Origin of the sequence: Nonomuraea sp. NPDC049400 (assembly GCF_044466425.1) — a bacterium.
In the GTDB taxonomy this organism is placed as follows: domain Bacteria; phylum Actinomycetota; class Actinomycetes; order Streptosporangiales; family Streptosporangiaceae; genus Nonomuraea.
Genome location: NZ_JBITMP010000002.1, coordinates 114,430 through 135,632 on the forward strand (window position 1 = coordinate 114,430; position 21,203 = coordinate 135,632).

The 21,203-nt window shown below is 70.2% G+C and carries 20 protein-coding genes; 11 read left to right on the forward strand and 9 right to left on the reverse strand.

Translation table 11 applies throughout. The annotated features are described in order from the left end of the window. Window positions 1-22 precede the first annotated feature (22 nt). Window positions 23-3,112 carry a glycosyl hydrolase 115 family protein gene (locus tag ACIBVN_RS02530; protein WP_397131848.1) on the reverse strand — a complete coding sequence of 1,030 codons (3,090 nt, stop codon included), beginning with the start codon at window positions 3,110-3,112 and terminating at the stop codon, window positions 23-25. Between the two features lie 171 nt (window positions 3,113-3,283). Between ACIBVN_RS02530 and ACIBVN_RS02535 the strand changes: the two genes are divergently transcribed. Further along, window positions 3,284-4,462 (forward strand): Ig-like domain-containing protein, encoded by a 1,179-nt coding sequence (locus ACIBVN_RS02535; protein ID WP_397131849.1) that lies wholly within the window; start codon window positions 3,284-3,286, stop codon window positions 4,460-4,462. Here ACIBVN_RS02535 and ACIBVN_RS02540 read toward each other — a convergent pair. From ACIBVN_RS02540 to ACIBVN_RS02550, 3 genes are all read right to left on the reverse strand, one after another. Next, window positions 4,452-4,811 carry a hypothetical protein gene (locus ACIBVN_RS02540; protein WP_397131850.1) on the reverse strand — a complete coding sequence of 120 codons (360 nt, stop codon included), beginning with the start codon at window positions 4,809-4,811 and terminating at the stop codon, window positions 4,452-4,454. The two genes, ACIBVN_RS02535 and ACIBVN_RS02540, sit on opposite strands and share 11 nt — an antisense overlap. Window positions 4,812-5,131: 320 nt before the next feature. Next, entirely contained in the window at window positions 5,132-5,794 is a 663-nt protein-coding gene (locus ACIBVN_RS02545; protein WP_397131851.1) for a response regulator, read from the reverse strand. Window positions 5,795-5,828: 34 nt separating this feature from the next. After that, a complete protein-coding gene (locus tag ACIBVN_RS02550) occupies window positions 5,829-6,992 on the reverse strand; it encodes a sensor histidine kinase (RefSeq protein ID WP_397131852.1) in 1,164 nt (387 codons plus the stop codon). A gap of 203 nt (window positions 6,993-7,195) precedes the next feature. Here ACIBVN_RS02550 and ACIBVN_RS02555 point away from each other — a divergent pair, with 203 nt between their 5' ends. The 3 genes from ACIBVN_RS02555 (at window position 7,196) to ACIBVN_RS02565 (ending at window position 9,347) form a co-directional block, all read left to right on the forward strand. Beyond that, window positions 7,196-7,642, forward strand: a complete 447-nt coding sequence (locus ACIBVN_RS02555; protein ID WP_397131853.1) for a multicopper oxidase domain-containing protein — start codon at window positions 7,196-7,198, stop codon at window positions 7,640-7,642. Window positions 7,643-7,735: 93 nt separating this feature from the next. Beyond that, window positions 7,736-8,620, forward strand: coding sequence for a fumarylacetoacetate hydrolase family protein (locus ACIBVN_RS02560; RefSeq protein ID WP_397131854.1), 885 nt, complete (start codon window positions 7,736-7,738; stop codon window positions 8,618-8,620). Window positions 8,621-8,690: 70 nt separating this feature from the next. Further along, window positions 8,691-9,347, forward strand: a complete 657-nt coding sequence (locus tag ACIBVN_RS02565; RefSeq protein ID WP_397131855.1) for a beta-galactosidase — start codon at window positions 8,691-8,693, stop codon at window positions 9,345-9,347. Here ACIBVN_RS02565 and ACIBVN_RS02570 read toward each other — a convergent pair. Then, the gene (locus ACIBVN_RS02570) at window positions 9,344-9,676 is read right to left on the reverse strand and encodes a putative quinol monooxygenase (RefSeq protein ID WP_397131857.1); all 333 of its coding nucleotides are present in this window, start codon (window positions 9,674-9,676) and stop codon (window positions 9,344-9,346) included. The genes ACIBVN_RS02565 and ACIBVN_RS02570 overlap by 4 nt on opposite strands. A gap of 172 nt (window positions 9,677-9,848) precedes the next feature. Between ACIBVN_RS02570 and ACIBVN_RS02575 the strand changes: the two genes are divergently transcribed. From ACIBVN_RS02575 to ACIBVN_RS02605, 7 genes are all read left to right on the forward strand, one after another. After that, the gene (locus ACIBVN_RS02575; RefSeq protein ID WP_397131859.1) at window positions 9,849-11,177 is read left to right on the forward strand and encodes a lanthionine synthetase LanC family protein; all 1,329 of its coding nucleotides are present in this window, start codon (window positions 9,849-9,851) and stop codon (window positions 11,175-11,177) included. 179 nt (window positions 11,178-11,356) lie between these two features. After that, window positions 11,357-12,367 carry an ABC transporter substrate-binding protein gene (locus ACIBVN_RS02580; RefSeq protein ID WP_397131861.1) on the forward strand — a complete coding sequence of 337 codons (1,011 nt, stop codon included), beginning with the start codon at window positions 11,357-11,359 and terminating at the stop codon, window positions 12,365-12,367. Beyond that, window positions 12,364-13,170, forward strand: a complete 807-nt coding sequence (locus ACIBVN_RS02585; protein WP_397131863.1) for an ABC transporter ATP-binding protein — start codon at window positions 12,364-12,366, stop codon at window positions 13,168-13,170. Before ACIBVN_RS02580 ends, ACIBVN_RS02585 begins: the two co-directional genes overlap by 4 nt. Continuing rightward, window positions 13,163-14,089, forward strand: a complete 927-nt coding sequence (locus ACIBVN_RS02590) for an ABC transporter permease (RefSeq protein ID WP_397131865.1) — start codon at window positions 13,163-13,165, stop codon at window positions 14,087-14,089. Before ACIBVN_RS02585 ends, ACIBVN_RS02590 begins: the two co-directional genes overlap by 8 nt. Next, window positions 14,086-15,423: an LLM class flavin-dependent oxidoreductase gene (locus ACIBVN_RS02595; RefSeq protein ID WP_397131867.1), complete on the forward strand. Its 1,338-nt coding sequence runs from the start codon at window positions 14,086-14,088 to the stop codon at window positions 15,421-15,423. Before ACIBVN_RS02590 ends, ACIBVN_RS02595 begins: the two co-directional genes overlap by 4 nt. After that, on the forward strand, window positions 15,420-15,944 hold the full coding sequence (locus ACIBVN_RS02600; RefSeq protein WP_397131869.1) for an NADPH-dependent FMN reductase: 525 nt from the start codon (window positions 15,420-15,422) through the stop codon (window positions 15,942-15,944). Before ACIBVN_RS02595 ends, ACIBVN_RS02600 begins: the two co-directional genes overlap by 4 nt. Before the next feature lie 149 nt (window positions 15,945-16,093). Then, entirely contained in the window at window positions 16,094-16,618 is a 525-nt protein-coding gene (locus ACIBVN_RS02605; RefSeq protein ID WP_397132380.1) for a flavin reductase family protein, read from the forward strand. A gap of 191 nt (window positions 16,619-16,809) precedes the next feature. On the opposite strand, the gene ACIBVN_RS02610 is transcribed toward ACIBVN_RS02605, so the two are convergent. From ACIBVN_RS02610 to ACIBVN_RS02625, 4 genes are all read right to left on the reverse strand, one after another. Beyond that, complete coding sequence (locus ACIBVN_RS02610; RefSeq protein ID WP_397131871.1) at window positions 16,810-17,712, reverse strand: TauD/TfdA dioxygenase family protein; 903 nt, start codon at window positions 17,710-17,712, stop codon at window positions 16,810-16,812. Between the two features lie 163 nt (window positions 17,713-17,875). Beyond that, window positions 17,876-18,538 (reverse strand): cysteine hydrolase family protein, encoded by a 663-nt coding sequence (locus tag ACIBVN_RS02615; RefSeq protein WP_397131873.1) that lies wholly within the window; start codon window positions 18,536-18,538, stop codon window positions 17,876-17,878. An 83-nt stretch (window positions 18,539-18,621) separates the two neighbouring features. Next, window positions 18,622-19,827 (reverse strand): MFS transporter, encoded by a 1,206-nt coding sequence (locus ACIBVN_RS02620; RefSeq protein ID WP_397131875.1) that lies wholly within the window; start codon window positions 19,825-19,827, stop codon window positions 18,622-18,624. 104 nt (window positions 19,828-19,931) lie between these two features. Beyond that, window positions 19,932-21,152 carry an amidohydrolase family protein gene (locus ACIBVN_RS02625; RefSeq protein ID WP_397131877.1) on the reverse strand — a complete coding sequence of 407 codons (1,221 nt, stop codon included), beginning with the start codon at window positions 21,150-21,152 and terminating at the stop codon, window positions 19,932-19,934. Window positions 21,153-21,203 lie beyond the last annotated feature (51 nt).

Consider the following 21,203-nt stretch of genomic DNA (forward strand, 5'->3'; position numbering starts at 1 on the left):
AATGAGATGAAGAAATGTGACATCAGTCTCCGATGCGGCGGCTCTCGGGAGGTCCCAGGTAGCTCGGGAGCACGCCGCCGGTGTCCAGCACGATGCGCTGGAGCACCACCGTCGGGTCCACCATCCAGAACTTCACCACGTGCACGCCCGGTGTCGCGATCGTGTGCGTGGTCGTGGTGACGTTGACGTTGTCGGAGGTGTTGCGCTCCCACTGGCGGTTCATGGTCGTGTCGTTGGCGCCGGTGGCGGTGGTGACGTTCACCCGCTGGGGCGGCTGGTCGTCGATCGAGACCGCGTACGTGAGCCCGTCGGTCGGCAGCACGTTGTTCCTGGGCGACAACAGCACCGACACCTTCACCTGGCCGGTCGTGAACAACGTCGTCGTGTACTCCAGGCGCGGACTGCCCCCGCCCGGCGTCTGGCGCGCGGCGGTCACCGGGAGCGGGGTCACGCCGTCCGAGGTCTTGCCGAGGTCGGGGATCACCCGCCACGGGCCGACCGCTCGGCTGTAGTGGCCCGCCTCGATCGCGACGTGGCCGCCCGCCTCGACGAACCCCTTGGGGCGGACGGCCGGGTTGTCGATCACGGCCTGCACGGTCACCTGGCCGCCCGCACCCGCCACGGTGATGGGGACCTCGGTCCTGCCCTTGGGAGCGCGCGACCAGTCCACCTTCACAGCGACCCGTACCTGGTCGGTGATCCTGCCGGAGCCCGGCGTGACGCTCACCCAGGGCCGGGCGGGCGTGATCGTGTAGTCGAACGGGGTGGCGCCGCGGTTGAACACCTCGATGTACTGTCCCGGATAGGCCTGGTACGGGCTGAACGCCGGCAGCACGGCCGCGCCGGTCGCGCCCGGCCACCACTGCTCGGAGCCGTCGATCGCGACGCCGAGACCCGCGGCCTCCGGGACCTGTGTCCGGACGAGGTGCGGGTAGAAGGCGTCGGGCAGGGCCACATTGTTCTTCTCCGGCTGCTGCCACGGCGCGTTCGGGCCGTACCGCTCGACGTCGCCGTACCCGATCTTGGGCTGCAGCTGGAAGTCCTTCCACTTGCCCCCGGCCAATTCGCCGTAGTGGGCGTTCATGGCCTGGTCCGCGTCGAACGCGGCCTGGGCGAGGTCAGCCTGGGCGTTCGCGGCGGCGCGGCCCTGCCTGGCGTAGAGGATGTTGGTGAACTGGGCCCGGCGCAGCACGTACAGGTTGGCCGTGGCCTTCACCTGGTAGTGGACGAGCTGGTAGTAGGCGTCGTCGAAGCCGGGCGGGAGACTTTTCCGGATTTTTTCGGCTTTGTCGGCTAGGCGCTGCCATTCACCCGCGACCCTGTCCATCTCGCGGTAGCTGGTCAGGCTGAACGGGGTGTCGTCGGCGTACCTGATGCCGGCGGGGGCGGCGGGGTCCAAGGTGATGCGGCGGTTCAGCAGCTCGGGCTTGCGGCGGGACTGGAGCCTGCCGTACTCGTGGAGGACCTCGGCGATCGCGCCGGCACGCTCGGCGCCGAAGCTCTGCGCCGCGTACGCGCGCTCCCAGTCGTCCAGCTTGTCCAGCGGCAGCTTGGCGGGGTCCCAGGCGTAGTCGAGGAAGAACTGCAGCGGCAGCTCCTCGTTCTTCATGTCGCCGGCGTTGACGACCCAGAGCCGGTCCACGCCGTAGGTGTAGGCCAGGTTGAGCTGCTCCCACGTGCTCGCCAGGTTGATCGTGTCGACCCACTTGTAGTTGCGGCCGCCGCCGACGTAGTCGAAGTGGTAGTACATGCCGTAGCCGCCGGATCGTGCGGGGAGCGCCTGATCGGGCAGCTTGCGCAGGTTGCCCCAGTTGTCATCGCAGAAGACCACCGTCACGTCGTCCGGCGGGCGCAGGCCCTGGTCCCAGTATCTCTGCACCTCCTTGTAGAGGGTCTGCACCTGCGGGATGCTCTCCAGGCCCTCGCCGCTCTCGCGGGCCAGGATCTCGCGCTGGCTCGCCAGGATGGTCTGCATCAGCTCGATGCCGTCGCCGTCCGGCAGGCTCACGTCGCCGTTGCCGCGCATGCCGAGCGTGACGACGCCCTCGAAGCCCTGCTCCTTCATCCTGCGGATGCCGTCGGCCCAGTACTTCTTGATGGCCTCGCCGTTGCGGCGGAAGCTCCACTCGCCGGTCCCGCCGTACGGGTCGTGGCCGGGGGTGACGATGTTGCCCTGGGAGTCGCGTACGGCTGCGACGGCGTGCCGGTTCCACTCCTCGATGCCCCGCATCATGGGGGCCTCGTGGGAGGTGCCCATGACGATGCCGTACTCGGCGGCGACCTTGTGGTTGTCCGGGTCGTCCTCGGCGAACGCCCGCCCCCAGACCGCCGGCCACAGGTAGTTGGCCTTGAGCCTGAGCATGACCTCGAAGACCCTGGCGTAGAACTTGCTGTTGAAGCCCCAGGGGTACCCCTGGGCCAGTCCGGGGCCGAAGTGACGCGGGGCCCAGGTGCCGAGGTTGGGGTTCTCGTCGTTGATGAAGAAGCCCCGGTACTTCACCTTCGGCGTGCCCTGGGTGTGCCGGCCGGGAAGCACGTACAGGGCGTCCTGGTGGCGGGCGGGCACGTCGTCCCACCAGTACCACGGGGAGACGCCGATCTCCTTGGAGACGTCGTACGCGCCGTAGATCGTGCCCCGCTGGTCGCTTCCGGCGATCACGAACGCGCGCCGGACGCCGGGCAGGGGATTCTGCACGACCTGCTCCAGCGAGGTCTCCCACTTGCCCGCGATGCCCGAGACGTCGAGCTTGCCGGTGCCGACCAGGCGGTCGATGAGCGGGCTCCTGCCGATGGTGCCCACGAGCACCACGTCGTCCTGCCCCGGCACCTCGTCCTTCGCCACGGCGGCCACGGCCGGCCGCACGCTGGTGACGCGCTCGATGTCGGCCTGCAGGTCGCCCGCCACGCGGACGACACCGGCGTGGTCGCTCGCGCTGACCACGATGGGCGCAGCGCGGCCGGCGGCCACGAGGGGGAACCGTCCCGGGCCTGCGGAGGCGGAGACGTACGTGCCGAGCGGCTTGCCGCTCCGGGCTTGGGCGGGTGTCGGGACGGAGGCGGTCGCGGCGGTCATCACCACGACCGATAACAGGAGCCTGGCGAGCTTTGTCATCTGAAACTTTCACCTTCAAGGAGAAAATTTCGGGCAGGGTAAAGCGGATGCTAAGCGGCGCTCAAGTGGCGGTCAATGCGTCCTGGCATGGTCCCTCGGTTCGAGGGCAGAAGTCGCCGGGATCGCCTACTGTGAATCTGCCCGATTTGTCAGGTTTGGGAGGCATTGGCGATGCGGAACGGCCGCACCACACTCGTCAGCACGTTCGCGGCGGCCCTGCTCCTCGCCGCAGGCTGCAGCTCGGGCGGCTCATCAGGGCCCGCCGCGAAGCCGCAGGAGCAGGGGCCGGTGGCCAAGCTGTCGATCACGCCTGCCGACGGCACGAAGAAGGTCGCCCCCGATACCGGGATCGGCGTCAAGGTCACCGACGGCAAGGTCACCAAGGTGACCGTCGCGGACGCCAGGGGACGCGAGGTGAGCGGGAGCGCGGGCGCGGACGGGACCTGGCGGCCCAGGTGGCCGTTGAAGCCGTCGACCGCGTACACGGTGAGCGTGCAGGCCACCGGCACGGACGGAAAGCCGGTCACGGCGCAGGCCGAGTTCACCACGCTCAAGCCGAAGCGGGTGCTTGAGAGCGGCATGTCGCCGCTGGACGGCGAGAAGGTCGGCGTCGGGATGCCGGTGCAGCTCCTGCTCTCGCAGCCGGTCACCGCGCGCGAGGACCGGGCCGCGGTCGAGCGGTCACTGGAGGTGCGGATGTCCAAGCCGGTCGAGGGCGCGTGGAGCTGGGTGAGCGACCGGGAGGTCCAGTTCAGGCCGCGGGAGTACTGGCCGGTCGGCGAAAAGGTCACGGTGGTCGCGCACCTGGCCGGGCTGCGTGCCGGGCAGGACCTGTGGGGCACCAAGGACCGCAGCCTGACGTTCACGGTCGGGCCCGAGCACATCACGAAGGTCAGCAACGCGGACCACCAGGCGGTCGTGCGGGAGAACGGCGAGGTCGTCAAGACCATCCCGGTCAGCCTGGGTAAGCCGGGGGACGACAGCTACTCCGGCGTCATGATCGCCCAGGAGAAGGCGGCGGAGACCGTCATGGACTCGGCCACCGTCGGCAAACCGGGCGAGTACCGCATCCGCACCAAGTGGAACGTCAGGATGACCTACAGCGGCACGTTCTTCCACGCCGCGCCCTGGTCGACCGGCGCGCAGGGCAGCCGCAACGTCAGCCACGGCTGCGTGAACGCCAGCCCGGACAACGCCCGCTGGTTCTACGAGTTCACGCAGCGGGGGGACATCATCGAGGTGACCGGGACGTCGCGGAAGCTGCGGTTCGGCAACGGGCCGACGCCCTGGGCGAAGTCGTGGGAGGACTGGCTGGCGGGCAGCGCCCTCGGCAAGCCGATCAACGGGTAGGGGGAACGGCGGCGCTTATCGTGGTGCCTTCTCCCCGTACGCCGTTGACGGTGAGGCGGCCGCCCAGTCCGGCGATTTCGGCGCGCCGGCTGCGTAGACGGGTCTCCAGCACGTCCGCCGACGTCCCGGAGTCGTCATGGCTGACGGTCAAGCGCAGCCCGCTGGGGGCCACGGTGAGGGCGATGGCGACGGTACGGGTCGCTGCCTGCCGTTCCACCTCCTGCAGGACATCACGGATCGTGCCATGGACGATCTCGGTGATCGCGGTGGGAAGCGGTTGTTTCGGCAGAGCCCATATCTCCACCGTGATCCCGGTCTGCCGCGACCATTCCGCCACGTAATCCGCCAAGGCCTGTGAGGCTGTGCGGCTGCCTGATTCGAGCTCGCCATGTGAGCTATGGATCATTTGCTGGAGCCTTTCTTGCCTTTGCACTTTCCGGCACCACCTGTGTGCCACTTGTCCGGCTGGACGCGGGCACCGATAAGCGCAGGCCCAGGTGCAGGGAACGGTGCTCAGATTCTCTGCGGAAATCGGCGCTCAGTCCTCAACCCTTGAATTGAATCGGCGGACCCATCCGCAGTAACCGAGACTCATCCAACTGCTGTACACCGGGGGAACCACTGCCCCTCCTGGCCCACCGCAGGAGTTTACGGCGAGCTGATCATCTGTCAGTGCGAGCCCGGTTTGACCAGGCCGCAGTCATAGGCGAGGACGACGACTTGGGCGCGGCTGCACAGGCCGAGCTTGGCCATCAGACGGTTGAGGTGGGTCTTCACCGTGGCCTCGCTCACCTGAAGGGCCTGGGCGATCTGCCCGTTGGACATCGCCCGGCCGACGAGCTGGACCACCTCGGTCTCCCGCGCGGTCAACCCGGCCAGGGTGGGCGGCGGTGTGTGGGCCACGGGGGTGTTGAACGCCTCGATGAGTCGCCTGATGGCGACCGGGGCCAGCAGGACGTCACCGGCCGCGACCGTATGGATGGCGGCGATCAGGCGCTCTGGGGGAGTGTCCTTGAGCAGGAAACCGCTGGCACCGACGCGGAGGGCGTTGTAGACGTACTCGTCGAGGTCGAACGTGGTCAGAATGATCACCTTTGGCCCGTCCTCGCCGCATGTCGTCAGGATGTGCTCGGTCGCGGTGATGCCGCTCATGCCGGGCATGCGGATGTCCATGAGGATGACGTCGGGGCGCAGGGCGGAGGCGAGCCGCATCGCCTCCTCGCCTGAGCCCGCCTCGCCGACCACGTCGATGCCGGGGGCGGCGCGCAGCAGGGCCGCCAGGCCGGCACGGATCAGGATCTGGTCGTCTATCACGGCTACCCTGACGTCCACTCGCATCACCATCGGAGTCTGGGGGACCGTCCCGCTACGGGGACGGGGGCAGGGGGAAGGACGCGGCTACGTCATAGCCACCTTGGGGAAGCGGGCCTGTGGTGATCGCGCCACGGTAGAGCTTTACACGTTCCGCCATGCCCAGCAAGCCGTGCCCTCCGGGCGTCGTCGCCCGCGTGCCGCGCCCGTCGTCGGTGATGCGAAGGGCCAGGTCGGCGGGGCCGTAGGTCACCACTATCCGTACACGGGCATCATCGCCGGCGTGCTTGAGCACGTTCGTCAGCGCCTCCTGCACGATCCGGAACGCGCACAGGTCCAAGCCCGTGGGCAGCGGCCGCGCCGTTCCCTCGACGGTCATGTCGATCGACAGGCCCGCCAGCCGCATCCGCTCGACCAGCGCCGGCAGGCGTTCGAGACCAGGAGTGGTGGTGTAGAGCTCCTCATCCTCGCCGGCCGGCTCGACGCGCAAGATCGAAAGCAGCCGCCGCATCTCGGTCAGGGCCGCACTGCTGGTGAGGGCGATGACCTCCAGTGCCTGCCGCGCCGTCTCGGGCTCGGACGATGCCACATAGCGGCCGAGCCCGGCCTGTACGGAGATCACTGACATGTGGTGGGCGACAACGTCGTGCAGCTCGCGGGCGATCTGCATGCGCTCCAGCGCGACCGCCCGCTGCGCGGCGGCCTCCTGCTCCTGGTGCAGCCGGTCGGCCAACTCCGCCAGCTGCCTCGTACGCGACGCCAGCAGCCGCATGCTCGCGCCGACGCTCACGGCGCAGCCGGATACCACCAGAGCCTGCCCCAGAGCGGACCATACGGCTACTCCCGGCACGTGCCAGGAGGCGTGCGTCCACTCGGCGACGACGGGCGCGGAGCAGACGAGCGCGGCGCGCAGCGGCCGGTGCGCGGCGACGGTGTAGAGCGCCAGCAGGGGGCCCATGTTGTTGAGCCCGTGGTGGTAGCCGAGCAGGTGGTAGACGGCCGCCCCTGACACGCTGACCACCAGCACGGCGTAGGGCGCGCGACGGCGGGCCGCGAGGGGGGCGTTGACCAGCAGTATCAGGGTCAGCGACGGCAGGTCGGCCGGACGGCGTCCCTGGCCCGGCTCGGCCACGGCCCACAACCAGCTCGTGATGACCAGGAACAGAGCCAGTGCGGTGTCGACGATCGCGGGGTTGATCTCTGACAGCCTCCGGATCACCGGTGGCGCGCCGTTGAGCATCCGCCAGCGTAACTCCGCGCGGTTCCGGCCCGCATGCACCCGGGAGTGGAGATTGCGTACCGCAAAAGTCGTACGCCAGGGCGTGGGGGAACTGCTAGAGCCCCCTCGTCCCCGGGACCACCAGGCCGGACTCGTAGGCGACGACGACCAGCTGGGCCCTGTCGCGCACGACACGGCGGAACGTGACGCGGTTCGTGATCGCCCGCCGGGCCGCCGACGACAACGCCGTACCGGCCGTCCTGTCCCGCCCGCCCAAGCGGCGGCCGCCCGTGACCACCCGGACATTCGACTTCCGCAGGTCGGAGACCGCCTGGACGATCAACGGCCATCCCTACCGGCCCGGTGTCCCACTGGCCCGCCCGCGCCTGGGCACCGCCGAGGTCTGGCGGCTTACCTGCGACTTCCACCACCCCGTGCACGTCCACCTGGCCCACTTCCTGGTGCTGGCCAGGAACGGCAGGCCGCCCGCCGCCACCGACGCCGGGTGGAAGGACACCGTGGACGTGCGCCCGTACGAGGTCGTGGACGTGCTCGCCCGCTTCGACGGCTACCGGGGCCGGTACATGCTGCACTGCCACAACCTCGAGCACGAGGACATGGCGATGATGGCCGAATTCGAGGTGATCTGATCTCGGGCGGGCGGCCGGAACCCTGCCCGTCGCGACTGCGACCGGGTAGGGAAGACTCACACCAGACCCGTCTGATGAGAATGAGGAGCGGCAATGCACATCGTACGGTTCGTCAGCCCCCTGACCGACGCGCCCGCGGTCGGCGTCGACGACGGCGAGCGGGTGGTGGAGCTGTCCGGCGTCACCACCGTGGCGGAGCTGCTGCGGTCGCCGGTCGAGGGACTGCGGGAGCGGGTGGCCGGGGCGGACGGGCCGGAGCACCCCTCCGGATCGGTGCGGCGGCTCGCGCCGGTTGACGGGCAGATGGAGGTCTGGGCGGCGGGCGTGACGTACCGGCGCTCGCGCGAGGCCCGGGTGCTCGAGAGCGAGCGCGCCGCCGACGTGTACGAGCTGGTCTACGACGCCGAGCGGCCCGAGCTGTTCTTCAAGTCGGTGGCCTGGAAGGTCTCGGGCGACGGCGGGCGCATCGCGGTGCGGTCGGACTCGGAGATCGACGTGCCGGAGCCGGAGCTCGGCCTCGTGCTGAACGCGTCCGGCGAGATCGCCGGCTACACGGTGGTCGACGACGTGAGCTCGCGCACCATCGAGGGGGTCAACCCGCTCTACCTGCCGCAGGCCAAGATCTACCTGGGCGCGTGCGCGGTCGGCCCCGCGATCAGGCCGGTGTGGGAGGTGTCCGACCCGTATGCGCTGGACATCACGCTGAGCATCGCCAGAGCGGGGGAGACGGTGTGGGACGGCAAGGCGTCCACCTCCCAGCTGCACCGCCGGCTCGACGACCTGGCGGGCTACCTGTACCGGGCCGACGTCTTCCCCGACGGCGCCGTGCTGGCGACCGGCACCTGCCTGGTCCCCGACCTGCCGTTCACGCTGCAGGACGGTGACACCGTCACCATCGGCATCGGAGAAGTCGGCACCCTCACGACCGGCGTGGTCAAGGGCCTGGAGCCGATGCGAGAGATCGGCGGAGTGCTGTAACTCTCATAACGGACGTGCGCGGATGAGACGCCCGTTGACTTTGGTTTGGATGGTGTCCAAATTAATGGGCATGAGGCGCTCTCTCGCGGTGTTCCTCGTCGTGCTGTGCACCCTGGTGGGCGTGCCCCCGCACGCCCACGCCGCCGCGCACGAGGTCACGTACGACAGGTACTCGCTGATGGTGGACGGAGAGCGGCTCGTCCTGCAGGCGGCCGAGTTCCACTACTTCCACCTGCCCAGTCCCGGGCTGTGGCGGGACGTGCTGGAGAAGCTCAGGGCGGCCGGGTTCAACGCCGTCTCGGTCTACTTCTCCTGGGCCTACCACTCGCCGAGCCCCGGCGCGTACGACTTCACCGGCGTGCGCGACGTGGACCGCCTCCTGCGCACCGCCCGGCAGGCCGGCCTGTACGTGATCGCCCGCCCCGGGCCGTACATCAACGCCGAGACCACCGGCGGTGGCCTGCCCGCCTGGGTGAAGACCGTGCCGGGACGGGCACGCAGCAGCGAGGCCGGATACCAGGCCGCCTACCGCGAGTGGCTGCACCGGATCAACCCGATCATCGCCAGGCATCAGGTCACCTCCGGCGGCCCGGTGATCCTGCACAACGCCGAGAACGAGTACCAGGTCAACACGGACGCCGCGCTCGCCGTCACCGCCGAGCAGCAGGTGACAGGGCCCGGCCCGATCAGCCTCTTCGCCTACGGCAACGTCCGCACCACGCGCTAGCCGCGCTCCGGCACGGCCAGCTCGCCCAGCAGGGACCAGTCGTCCTGCGGGACCATGGCGTTGATGATGCGCGGCGTCTCGACGAGGTGCGGCGGGAGCGTCTGCTGCGCCTGCTTGAAGTGGGCCGACTGAACGTGCGCCGCTCCGGCCTCCTCGTCCCGGAACGCCTCCACCAGGACGTACTCGCCAGGGTCCGCGACGCTGCGTGACCAGTCGAACCACAGGCAGCCCGGCTCCGCCCTGGTCGCCTCGGTGAACTCGGCGGCGATCTCCGGCCAGCGGTCGGCGTACTCGGGCAGGATGCGGAACTTCGCGGTGATGAAGATCATCGGCTGGCTCTTTCGGGCTCGGCGGCACTACAGCACGAGACTAACGGCCGCCCATTGACAGGCATTCATGCTTACCTACTGTTTGGAGAGGAACGCGTCGGTCCCGAGAAACGCGGTCGCGGCGGTTCCGGATTTCCTGAATTTCCTACCAAATGTGTGGGATAGTGGAAGAGTGAGTCTGGACAGGATCCGCGCTTCGAGCGCCCGCGCCGATTCCCCCCTGACCGCCGCCATCCTGGCGGGCCGGTGGATCAGATCCGCCGCGGCCGATGACGAGCGTGGCAGGCGCTGGCTGGCCAATCCCGATCCGCACGGCGGGTCGGCGGTCACCCCCGAGCCGTGGTCCCTCTATTCGGGGGCGGCGGGCATCGTGCTGTTCTTTCTCGAGCTGGCCGCGGCGACCGGCCACGAGGCGTACCACGAGGACGCCAGGGCCGGGGCGCGCAGGCTCGCGGCGGCCTGGCGGGAGCAGGACGACCTCTCCCTCTATCACGGGCTGACCGGCACCATGATCGCGCTCATGGAGGCGGGCTGGGCGCTCGGCGAGGGCGGCTTCGAGGCCGAGGCGGCCGCCATCGCGGAGGTGATCCTGCGCAGGGGACAGGAGTCCGGGAACGGCGTCGGGTGGTCGCGGGATCCCGCCCAGCGGGGTGAGGGCGGCATCATCCTCGGCCTGCTGCGGGCGGCGGCCCACCTCGGCGTGCCCGCGTACGAGGAGGCCGCCGTGGAGGCGGGGCTGCGGATCGCCCGGCTGCCCGTCCCGGGGCACCAGTTCGGCGACTGCGCCGACCTGCCCGTGGACGCGGTCACGCCCGGCTTCCTCGCGGGCACGTCCGGCACGGCGTTCCTGCTCGCCCGCCTGTACGGGGTGACCGGTGACGAGCGGTTCCTGTTCGCCGCCCGCAGCGGGGCGGCCTTCGTCCGCGAGGTCAGCGTCGTGAGCGGCAGCTGCGCGGTCGTCCCGCACCACGTGCCGCACGCCCGTGGGCTGCACTACCTGGGCTTCTGCTCCGGGTCGGCCGGCGTGGCCAGGATGTTCTACGAGCTGTACCGGGTGGGCGGCGACCCCGGCGACCTGGAGTGGGTGGAGCGGCTGGCCCGTGGCATCGTCAAGAGCGGCGTGCCGCGGCGCCATACCGAGGGCTACTGGAACGTGGCCTGCCAGTGTTGCGGCGCGGCCGGCCTGATCGAGCTGTTCGTGGGGCTGTGGGCGGCGACGGGCGACGAGGCCCACCTGGAGTACGCCCGCCGGCTCGCCGCCGACCTGATCGGCCGGGCCACCGACCATGACGGGCGCGGCTACCGCTGGTACCAGGCGTACCGGCGGCTGCGCCCCGGAGAGGTGACGGCCGACACCGGCTACATGGTGGGTGCGGCCGGCATCGGCGCCGCGCTCCTGCACCTCGACGCCGCAGGCCAGGCTGACCGCCCGCGCCGCGTGATCCTGCTGCCCGACAACCCGTTCCCGGCGATCCCGTTGCCCGCGTCCGTGCTCCGCTGAATCAATCCATGTATATCCAGTAGGAAATATTGACTTTACGGGCCGGGGCTCGTAGTTTCATGGTCATGGGCCTTTACCTGACCACGCGCCCGCACGTGGACTTCGGCCACGTCGCCAGCGCGCAGTGTCGCTGATCACGTACCGCTGACACCCTCCCCTCTCCCATCAGAGGACCCATCGTGATCAAGTTCAGACATGCCCTTCTCGCCGCCTTGCTGCCCACCGTCCTGGTGGCCTGCGGCACGGCCCAGGCGAACCCGGAAAAGGAGGTGAAGGTGCTGCGCTACCAGGGCAGCGCCGGCACCGTCACCTTCCCCGAGCTGGCCGAGGAGCTCGGCTATCTCGGCGACGTCAAGCTCAAGTGGGTCGGCAACACCACGTCGGGCCCGCAGGACATCCAGTCGGCGGCCACCGGCCAGACCGACTTCGGCGGCGCGTTCAACGGCGCGATCGTCAAGCTCAAGGCGGCCAAGGCCCCGATCAAGGCGGTGATCGGCTACTACGGCTCCGACAAGGACACGTACCAGGGCTACTACGTCAAAGAAGACAGCCCGATCAGGACCGCCCGCGACCTCATCGGCAAGAAGATCGGCGTCAACACCCTCGGCGCCCACCACGAGGCCGTCATCAAGGAGTACCTCAAGCGCCAGGGGCTGACGCCCGAGGAGAGCAAGCAGGTCCAGCTCGTGGTGATCCCGCCGGTCAACACCGAGCAGGCGCTGCGCCAGGGGCAGCTCGACGTCGGCACCCTCGGCGGCGTGCTCAGGGACAAGGCACTCGAGCGCGGCGGGCTGCGTCCCCTGTTCAAGGACGTGGACCTGTTCGGCCCGTTCACGGCGGGGTCGATCGTGCTCAGAGAGGACTTCATCGCCGAGAACCCCCACACCGTCAAGACGTTCGTGACCGGATTCGCGAAGGCCGTCGAGTGGGCGCAGACCCACTCGCGCGACGAGGTCATCGCCAAGTTCCAGCAGATCATCGCCAAGCGCGGGCGCAACGAGAGCGCCGACACCGTGCGCTTCTGGAAGAGCACCGGCATCGCCGCCAAGGGCGGTGTCATCGCCGACCAGGAGTTCAAGACCTGGATCGACTGGCTGGAGCGCGAGGGCGAGATCAAGCCCGGCCAGGTCGAGGTCTCCGACCTCTACACCAACCAGTACAACCCCTTCGCCGGTGGGAGCGGCTCATGACCAAGATCAGCATCCGGAACGTGACCAAGACGTTCCAGGTCAGGGACGATTCCCGGCCGTTCACCGCGCTCTCCGGCATCGACCTCGCCGTGCGCGAGGGCGAGTTCCTCACGCTCGTCGGCCCCAGCGGCTGCGGCAAGTCCACCCTGCTCGACCTGATCGCCGGGCTGACCGCGCCGACGTCCGGTGAGATCCTCATCGACGGCGTGGCGGTCTCCGGGCCCGGGCTCGACCGGGGCATCGTCTTCCAGCAGTACGCGCTGTTCCCCTGGCGCACGGCCCAGTCCAACGTGGAGTTCGGGCTGGAGGCCAAGGGCGTGCCGAGGAAGGAGCGGGTGCGGCGGGCCCGCGAGCACCTCGCGTTCGTGGGGCTGGCCGGGTTCGAGGAACGGTACCCGCACGAGCTGTCCGGCGGGATGCGGCAGCGGGTCGCGATCGCGCGCAGCCTCGCGTTCGACCCCGACGTGCTGCTGATGGACGAGCCGTTCGCCGCCCTGGACGCGCAGACCCGCGAGTCGCTCCAGGAGGAGCTGGTGCACGTCTGGGAGCAGACCGGCAAGACCGTCGTGTTCATCACGCACGGCATCGACGAGGCCGTCTACCTCGGCCAGCGGGTCGCGGTGATGACCTCGCGGCCCGGCCGGATCAAGGAGGTCGTCGACGTGCGCTTCGGCTCGCGGGAGGGCGACCTGCGGGCGGACCCGGCCTTCGGCGAGTACCGCCACCACGTGTGGAGCCTGCTGCGCGAAGAGGTCGCGGCGGCGCAGGTGCAGGAGCGGAAGGCGGCGACGACTCATGGCTGAGCAGCGCCTGCTCCCCGGGGACCTCCACTGGTACGACCTGCCCGACGACGAGGCCGAGCAGGACGTCCCGCAGGAGAGACCGCGCCGGCGGATCTTCGGCGCGCGCATCCAGCCGGGCCGGCGGATTCTCGGCGCGCGCATCCAGCCGAGCCGGCGGAGCCTCGGCCGGCGGGTCCGGCGGGCGGCCACGAACTCCACGGCCATCCTGCTCCTCCTCGCCGCCTGGGAGGCGCTGCCCAGGCTCGGCGTCGTGGACCCCGTCTTCGTCCCGCCGCTCTCGGAGAACCTCGCCGCCTGGTACGACCTCCTGGCCGGCGGCCGGCTCTCGGAGCACCTCGGGGCCTCGCTCGCCCGCTCGCTGGCCGGCTTCGGCCTGGCCATCGTGCTGGCGATCCCGCTCGGCCTGCTGATCGGCTGGTACAAACCGGTCGCCGACTTCCTCACCCCGCTGCTCGAGCTGTTCCGCAACACCTCGGCGGTGGCGCTGCTGCCGGTGTTCACGCTCATCCTGGGCATCGGGGAGACGACGAAGGTCGCGTTCGTGCTGTACGCGTGCTCCTGGCCGATCCTGCTCAACACCGTCAGCGGCGTGAAGACCGTGGAGCCGCTGCTCATCAAGTCGGCCAGGTCGATGGGCCTGGGCCCGGTCCGGCTGTTCCAGAAGGTGATCCTGCCCGCCGCCGTGCCCGCCATCTTCACCGGGGTGCGGCTGGCGGGCGCGTACTCGATCCTCGTCCTGCTGTTCGCCGAGATGGTCGGCGCCAAGGCCGGGCTCGGATATCTCATCCTCGACACCCAGTCCAGCTTCCGCATCCCCGACATGTACGCGGGAATCATCACGATCTCCGCGCTCGGCGTGCTGTTCAACCTGCTCCTGGTCGGCGTCGAGCGCCGATTCTCCACCTGGAGGACCACGTGACGAGAAAGCTCCACCTGAACGCCTTCCTCATGGGCGTCGGCCACCATGAGGCGGCCTGGCGGCACCCCCGTACAGAGCCGGCCCGCCTCACCGACGTCCGCCACTACCAGGAGCTCGCCAGGATCGCCGAGCGCGGCAAGCTCGACTCGGTCTTCCTCGCCGACGGCGTGGCCCTGCACGGCGACGTCAGGCACAACGCGCTCGGCGGCCTCGAACCGCTGACCCTGCTGTCGGCCCTGGCGGCCGTCACCGACCACATCGGCCTCATCGCCACCGTGTCGACGACGTACAACGAGCCCTTCCACGTGGCCCGCAAGTTCGCCTCGCTCGACCACATCAGCGGTGGCCGGGCCGGCTGGAACATCGTCACCTCCGCGGGCGAGGCCGAGGCCCGCAACTTCGGCGTCGTCCGCCCGTCACACGCCGACCGCTACGCAAGGGCCGGCGAGTTCCTGGAGGTCACGCGGAAACTCTGGGACAGCTGGGAGGACGACGCGATCCTGCGCGACCGCGCCGGCGGCCGCTACGCCGACACCGGCAAGATCCACGCGATCGAGCACGCCGGCGAGCACTTCGCGGTCGACGGGCCGCTCAACACCTCCCGCCCACCCCAGGGCCACCCGCTCCTGGTCCAGGCGGGGTCGTCGGAGGACGGCAAGGAGTTCGCCGCCCGCCACGCCGAGGCCGTCTTCACCGCTCAGCAGACCCTGCAGGAGGGGCAGGAGTTCTACGCCGACCTGAAGCGCCGCCTGGCGGCCTACGGCCGGCGGCACGAGGACGTGCTCGTCCTGCCGGGCATCTCGCCGATCATCGGCTCGACCGAGCGCGAGGCGTTGCGGCTGGAGAAGGAACTGGAGGATCTCATCATCCCCGCGTACGGGCTGGCACAGCTCTCCACCATGACCGGCATCGAACTGACCGAGGACGCGCTGGACCAGCCTCTGCCCGAGGTACCCGTCGAGACGGAGGGCGCGCAGAGCCGGCGCAAGCTCGTCCTGGACCTGGCCAGGCGCGAACACCTCACGGTGCGGCAGCTCCTCGGCCGCCTCGCCGGCGGCCGCGGCCACCGCGTCGTCGCCGGGACCCCCGATCAGATCGCCGACCAGCTCCAGGAGTGGTTCTTCGCCGGGGCGGCCGACGGGTTCAACATCATGCCGCCGATCCTGCCCGGCGGGCTGAGCGACTTCGTGGCTCACGTGGTGCCGGAGCTGCAGCTCAGGGGCCTGTTCCGGCACGACTACGAGGGCCGCACCCTCCGCGAGAACTACGGCCTGCCCAGACCCCCGTCCCGGTACGCCGCCGCCCGGCGTGAAGAAGTGGCGGTGGCGCGATGAGCATCGTGACGCTGGTCGGCAACCCCCGGGCGGGCTCCCGCACGCTCGCCGTCGCCGCCTCGGCCGCCCAGGCGGTCGGCGGGCGCCTCGGGGCCTCGCCGGGGGCGTACGCGGTCGTGGACCTGTCGGGGCTCGGGCCCCACCTGCTCTCGCCCGGCAAGCACCCCGACGTGGGCGCGGCGCTGGAGTTGGTGAGCGGGGCGAGCGTGCTCGTGGTGGCCGGCCCGACCTACAAGGGCACCTATACCGGTCTGCTGAAGTCGTTCCTCGACCGCCTGCCGCCGGACGCGCTGGCGGGCAAGGCGGCGCTGCCGCTGCTGGTCATGGGGGACGCCAAGCATTCGCTGGCGGTGGAGGTGCACCTGCGGCCGCTGCTGGTGGAACTGGGAGCCTTCGTGCCCACCCCGGGACTGGCGGTGCTGGAGTCGCAGATTCCGCAGCCGGCGGAGGTGCTGGACGGATGGGCCGATCGGGTGGCGCCGCAGGTGGCCGCCGCGCTCAAGGAAGGGGCGCTTTCATGACGGAGACCGTGGCCGCTCGTGAGGCCCGGCGAGCCAAGGAGGCACGGCACTCGCGCTTCGCGGCGGAGGGCCGGTTGGCACCCGCGCGGTCCCCGGAGGCCCGGTTGGCGCCGCCTCCACGGGCGACCGCGGCGACCGCGGGCCGATCCCTGACGGAATCGCAGCGGGCCGTGGCGGCGGTTTCAGGCAGTCCCGTGGACGCCGACGGGTTCCGGCAGGCGCTGGCCGTCCACGCCGCCGGGGTCGTCATCATCACCGCCCAGACCGACGGCATCCCCACCGGGCTCACCGCCACGTCCTTCTCCTCCGTCAGCCTGGACCCACCCCTGGTCTCCTTCTACGTCGACCGGTCCTCCACCACCTGGCCCGCGATGCGCTCCGCGGACCACTTCGCCGTCAACGTCCTGGCCAGCGACCAGGCCGACCTGGCGGTCAGGTTCGCACGCAAGGACGTCGACCGGTTCGCCGAGCCCACCCGCTGGCGTCCAGGACCTCTCGGCGCGCCCCTGCTGAAGGACGTCTCCGCTCACCTGATCTGCCTCCCGCACGACACGGTGGACGTCGGCGACCACATCCTGGTCGTGGGCCTGGTCGCCGATGCCAGGGTGCACAGTCCAGGCCGTCCCCTCATCTACCACCAGGGCCGCTTCGGCCGCTTCTTCGCTTATCCCTGAAGTCCCTGAGAACGCTGACGGCCGCCCGGCGCATCGCCGGGCGGCCGTTTCCCGTTGCTCACCACGTGGTCATGTCACTGACAACGACCACGTGGACCGTCGCCCCCGGCATTCACGCGCATGAGTGAGCGCGGACATGTGTGTGGCCCCGGCCACGTCGTCGGGGCCGGGGCCTTGCGCAGAGGGTCAGGTCAGGCGGCGATGGGGGAGTAGGCTGCCGCGTCGCCCTTCAGCACGACGCTGGGGCGGCCGTCCACCCCCACCGGCACATCCCCGGCGATGGTGACCCGGTGCAGCCGCCGTGGCCGGTCGCCGAAGTCGTGCACCACGCGGTGCTGGGTCGCCCGGTTGTCCCACACGGCCACGTCGCCGGGCGCCCACCGCCAGCGCACCGTGTTCTCCACCTCCGTGACGTGCTCCTGGACCAGCCGGATGAGCGAGGCGGACGTGTGCGCCGGCAGCCCCACCAGCCGCATGGCGAAGTCGCCGAGCAGAATCGACCGTTCGCCGGTCTCCGGATGCACGCGCACCACGGGGTGCTCGGTCTCGAACACCGTGGAGGCGAACACCTTGGCGTACTCCCGGGCCCGCTCGGGATCCGCGGAGGCGGCGACGCGGGCGTAGTCGTACTGGTTGGTGTGCACGGCGCGCAGCCGGTCGAGCAGGTCCCGCAGCTCGGCGGGCAGGTGCTCGTACACGCTCACGGTGTTGGCCCAGAGCGTGTCACCACCGGCGGCGGGAACGGTGACGGCCCGCAGCACCGAGGCCAGCGGCGGCCGGTCCACGAACGTCACGTCGGTGTGCCAGCGATCCACCTTGTGGCCGTTGCTGTAGTCGAGGTCGAGGATGTGGTCGTTGCCGTTGAGCGAGGGCACGGTCGGATGTGCGGCGGTCGGCTCGCCGAGCAGCCGGGCGAAGGCCACCTGGCGCTGCTCGTCCAGATGATCCTGGCCGCGGAAGAAGATCACTTTGTGGCCCAGCAGCGCCAGGCGGATCTCCGCGACGACGTCAGCGGGCAGATCGCCGCCGAGCCGCACACCGGAGATCTCGGCGCCTATGCGACCGGCGACAGGGACGATGGACAGGGATGACATGGGATTGTCCTTCCGTAAGAGGATTGGCCTGCGGTCGGAAGGACGGACACAGCGCGCTGGCCACGCGGCAGAAGTCCACGTGACCCCGGATGGTCAGAGCCGTGGTCGTCACACCACAAACGTAGATCGCCCACGCTTAATAGTCAATCTAATTGGTAGGGAATTAGGGTTTTGACTCCGGTCCGGAGAGTCGGTCGGCGATCTCCTCGGCCCGCAGAACCAGCGCGAAGCCCTTGCGCAGGACCGCGAGCTCGGGTTCCTGGCGGGATTCGTCGTCGGTGGCGGTGACGTCCGAGCCGAACACGACCTGGTAACCGCGCTCGTACGCCTGCCGTGCGGTGGTGCCGCAGCAGTAGTTGGTCAGCGTGCCGGTGACGATGACGGTGTCGCGGCCCAGGTTGCGCAGGATGGTGTCGAGCGGGGTGTCGTGGAACGCGCCGTAGGAAGGCTTGCGGATCAGGATCTCGTCGTCGCGGTATCCCATGGGCTCCCAGGCCGTCGCCGGGCCCGGCCTGTGCCAGTCGGTGTCGGCGTGCGGAAGGAAGCGAAGGGCGTGGGGGCGGTCCAGCCCGAGGTGGGTGTCGTCGAAGATGGTCCAGATCACCGGGACGCCGGCGTCTCGGCAGTGGTCGACGAGCCGGCGCAGCCGGGGGGCCATCCGGGTGGCGGCCGGCACCCAGTACGGGCTCCAGCCGGGCCGTACGAACTCGTCCTGCATGTCGATGACCAGCAGCGCGGAGCGCTCGGGCCGGACGGTGAACGACGCCTGTCCCTGCTCGTAGGCGATCCGCGCCCGCGACGTCACCCACTCCTCGGTATAGGCCATTCCGGAGCTCCTATCTCGATTCGAGGTATGTCGATTCGAGGCGGCAGCATAGCAGCCGCGCCCAGAGCGAAGACGTGCGGGAGCTAGCCGCGTGTGTGGGAAGCGGCTGGTGCGGGTGTTCGGATCGGGTCGGTCCCGTCCGGGACGTGGCGGCGTGGCCGTACCGAGCCGGCCAGCAGGACGACGAGCCCGGCGGCGGTGACGCCCGCGCCGGCCCAGAGCGGTGAGACGAAGCCGAGCCCGGCGCCGAGGGCGAGCCCGCCCAGCCAGGCGCCGAGCGCGTTGCCGATGTTGAAGGCCGCTATGTTGGCGCCGGAGGCCATCGTGGGCGCGTCCTGGGCGTACCCCATGATCCGCAGCTGCAGCCCAGGTGCGGTGGCGAGGCCGACCGCGCCCATCAGCATCAGCGAGACGATCGTCATGGCCTTGCTCTGCGCCGTCAGCGCGAACACCGCGAGCACCACGGTGAGCAGTGCCAGGATCACGGCCAACGACGTGTTCAGGGCGCGGTCCGCGAACTTGCCGCCGGCGAAGTTGCCTGCGAACGTGCCCACCCCGAACAGCACCAGCAGCCAGGGCACCGTGGTGGTGGCGAACCCGCTGACCTCGGTGAGCGTGAACGCGATGTAGGTGAACGCGCCGAACATGCCGCCGAAGGCCAGCACGGTGACCGCGGCGGAGACCCACACCTGTGGCCGGCGGAACACGCCGAGCTCGCCGCGCAGGCTCGTCTCGGCAGGCGCCGGCGTCGGCGGCACCAGCAGCCGGATCCCGGCCAGCGCGACGACGCCGATGACCGTGATCGCCCAGAACGTCGAGCGCCAGCCGAGCTGCTGGCCGAGCAGCGTGCCCAGCGGAACCCCGAGAACGTTGGCCGCGGTCAGCCCGGCGAACATCAACGCGATGGCCCCGGCTCGCCGGTTCGGCGCCACCATGTCCGCCGCGACCACCGAGCCGACGCCGAAGAACGCGCCATGGCACAGCGCCGCGACGACCCGCCCTGCCATCAGCACCGGGTAGACCGGCGCGATCGCGGAGATCAGGTTGCCCGCGATGAACAGCACCATCAGCGCGAGCAGCACCTTCTTGCGGTCGAACCGGGCGATCGCCGCGGTCAGCGCGATGGCGCCGACCGCCACGCTCAGCGCGTAACCCGAGACCAGATACCCGGCCACCGGCTCGCTGACCCCGAAATCCGCCGCCACCTCCGGCAGCAGCCCGATGATCCCGAACTCCGTGAGCCCGATGCCGAAGCCGCCCAGTGCCAGGGCGAGAAGCCCGATAGGCATGTCCAAACCCCCAATTGCAATGCGTTCGCCGTTATGCGGCGCTTGCAATTATTGCGGGCGCTCAGAGCCTCCACGAGTGGCCGGGAAGCCACTATACGAAAGAATCAGGCCAAGGCAATCGGCCGGCCGGCGCTACGGCGTACGCCGCCCCGCCACACGTCCGCGATGGCCCGGGTGGCCGTGATGTCCGTGGTCGGGTCGCCGTTCACCAGGAGCAGGTCGGCGCGGAGTCCGGGCGCGATCCTGCCCCGGTCGGCGAGGCCGAAGCAGCGTGCCGGGATGCTGGTCGCCGCCGCCAGGGCCTGTTCCGGGGTCCAGCCGGCCTCCGTCAGGAGCAGGAGCTCGTGGTGCAGGCCCGCCCCGTGCACCGGTCCGAACGGGGTGGCGTCCGTGCCCGCCGGCACCGGCACGCCCGCCCGGAGCAGGGCCGCGGCTGAGTGGGATGCGTTCAGCACACCCTGTGAGTGCATGGGGATGTCCGCCCACTCCCGGCCGAAAGTGCCCTTCGCGCGATCCGACATCCGGCCCGCGACCCGCGGGTCCCGCAGGAGCTCCTGGTCGTTCGGGTCGCCGGTGACGGCCTCGATGTAGGTGATCGTGCTGATCACGAACGCGTCGTACGAGGCGACCCTGGCGGCCATCTCCCCGGCCTGGTCCTGGTCCACGTCGGAGTACAGGTGCGCCAGCCCGTCGGCGCCCGCGTCCAGGGCGATGATCGCCTCTCTCGCGGTCACCGTGTGCGCGATGACCCGCAGCCCGGCGGCATGGCCCGCCTCGACCAGCGTGGCGGCGAGCGACGGGCTGAGCGCGGGGAGCCGCATCCCGGACGAGCCGCCGTCGTCGATGGCGATCTTGAGGTAGTCGACGCCCTCCGCCAGCCGCGCCTCGACGAACGCCTTGGCCTGGCCCGAGTCGGCGACCGTGTCGAGCGTGTGGTCCGTGCCGAGGGCCTTGAGCACGTCCGCGGTCATGATCTGGGTCGGATGCCCGTGCGGGGCGGTGGCGATCATGCTGGAGCTGCGGATGTCGGCCACGTCGTCGCGCTCGGCGGCCAGCCGGCGCTGGGCGGCCAGGACGGGCGGCAAGTTGTTCATGTCGAGCTCGGTGGTGACGCCGAACTTCAGCGCCTCCTCCAGATCGCCGTCGAAGGCGTGCGTGTGGGCGTCGATCAGGCCCGGCAGCAGGGTCTTCCCGGCGCCGTCCACCTCGACGTCCACGGGAGCGATGCCCGGCTCGCCGATGCTGCCGCCGTCGATCAGCACGTCGGCGGCGGGCACGGTCCGCTCGCCGTCGAAGACGCGGACGTTACGGATCAAAGTACGCATTGTCTGCTCCATATAGTTCGATATCTAACTAAATCTTCATCGGATAGTACG

Bases quoted from the DNA above. Each gene is read 5' to 3' on its own strand.
- ACIBVN_RS02530 (WP_397131848.1), bottom strand. From the start codon at position 3,112: ATGACAAAGCTCGCCAGGCTCCTGTTATCGGTCGTGGTGATGACCGCC.
- ACIBVN_RS02535 (WP_397131849.1), top strand. From the start codon at position 3,284: ATGCGGAACGGCCGCACCACACTCGTCAGCACGTTCGCGGCGGCCCTG.
- ACIBVN_RS02560 (WP_397131854.1), top strand. From the start codon at position 7,736: ATGCACATCGTACGGTTCGTCAGCCCCCTGACCGACGCGCCCGCGGTC.
- ACIBVN_RS02565 (WP_397131855.1), top strand. From the start codon at position 8,691: ATGAGGCGCTCTCTCGCGGTGTTCCTCGTCGTGCTGTGCACCCTGGTG.
- ACIBVN_RS02570 (WP_397131857.1), bottom strand. From the start codon at position 9,676: ATGATCTTCATCACCGCGAAGTTCCGCATCCTGCCCGAGTACGCCGAC.
- ACIBVN_RS02585 (WP_397131863.1), top strand. From the start codon at position 12,364: ATGACCAAGATCAGCATCCGGAACGTGACCAAGACGTTCCAGGTCAGG.
- ACIBVN_RS02590 (WP_397131865.1), top strand. From the start codon at position 13,163: ATGGCTGAGCAGCGCCTGCTCCCCGGGGACCTCCACTGGTACGACCTG.
- ACIBVN_RS02600 (WP_397131869.1), top strand. From the start codon at position 15,420: ATGAGCATCGTGACGCTGGTCGGCAACCCCCGGGCGGGCTCCCGCACG.
- ACIBVN_RS02610 (WP_397131871.1), bottom strand. From the start codon at position 17,712: ATGTCATCCCTGTCCATCGTCCCTGTCGCCGGTCGCATAGGCGCCGAG.
- ACIBVN_RS02615 (WP_397131873.1), bottom strand. From the start codon at position 18,538: ATGGCCTATACCGAGGAGTGGGTGACGTCGCGGGCGCGGATCGCCTAC.
- ACIBVN_RS02620 (WP_397131875.1), bottom strand. From the start codon at position 19,827: ATGCCTATCGGGCTTCTCGCCCTGGCACTGGGCGGCTTCGGCATCGGG.
- ACIBVN_RS02625 (WP_397131877.1), bottom strand. From the start codon at position 21,152: ATGCGTACTTTGATCCGTAACGTCCGCGTCTTCGACGGCGAGCGGACC.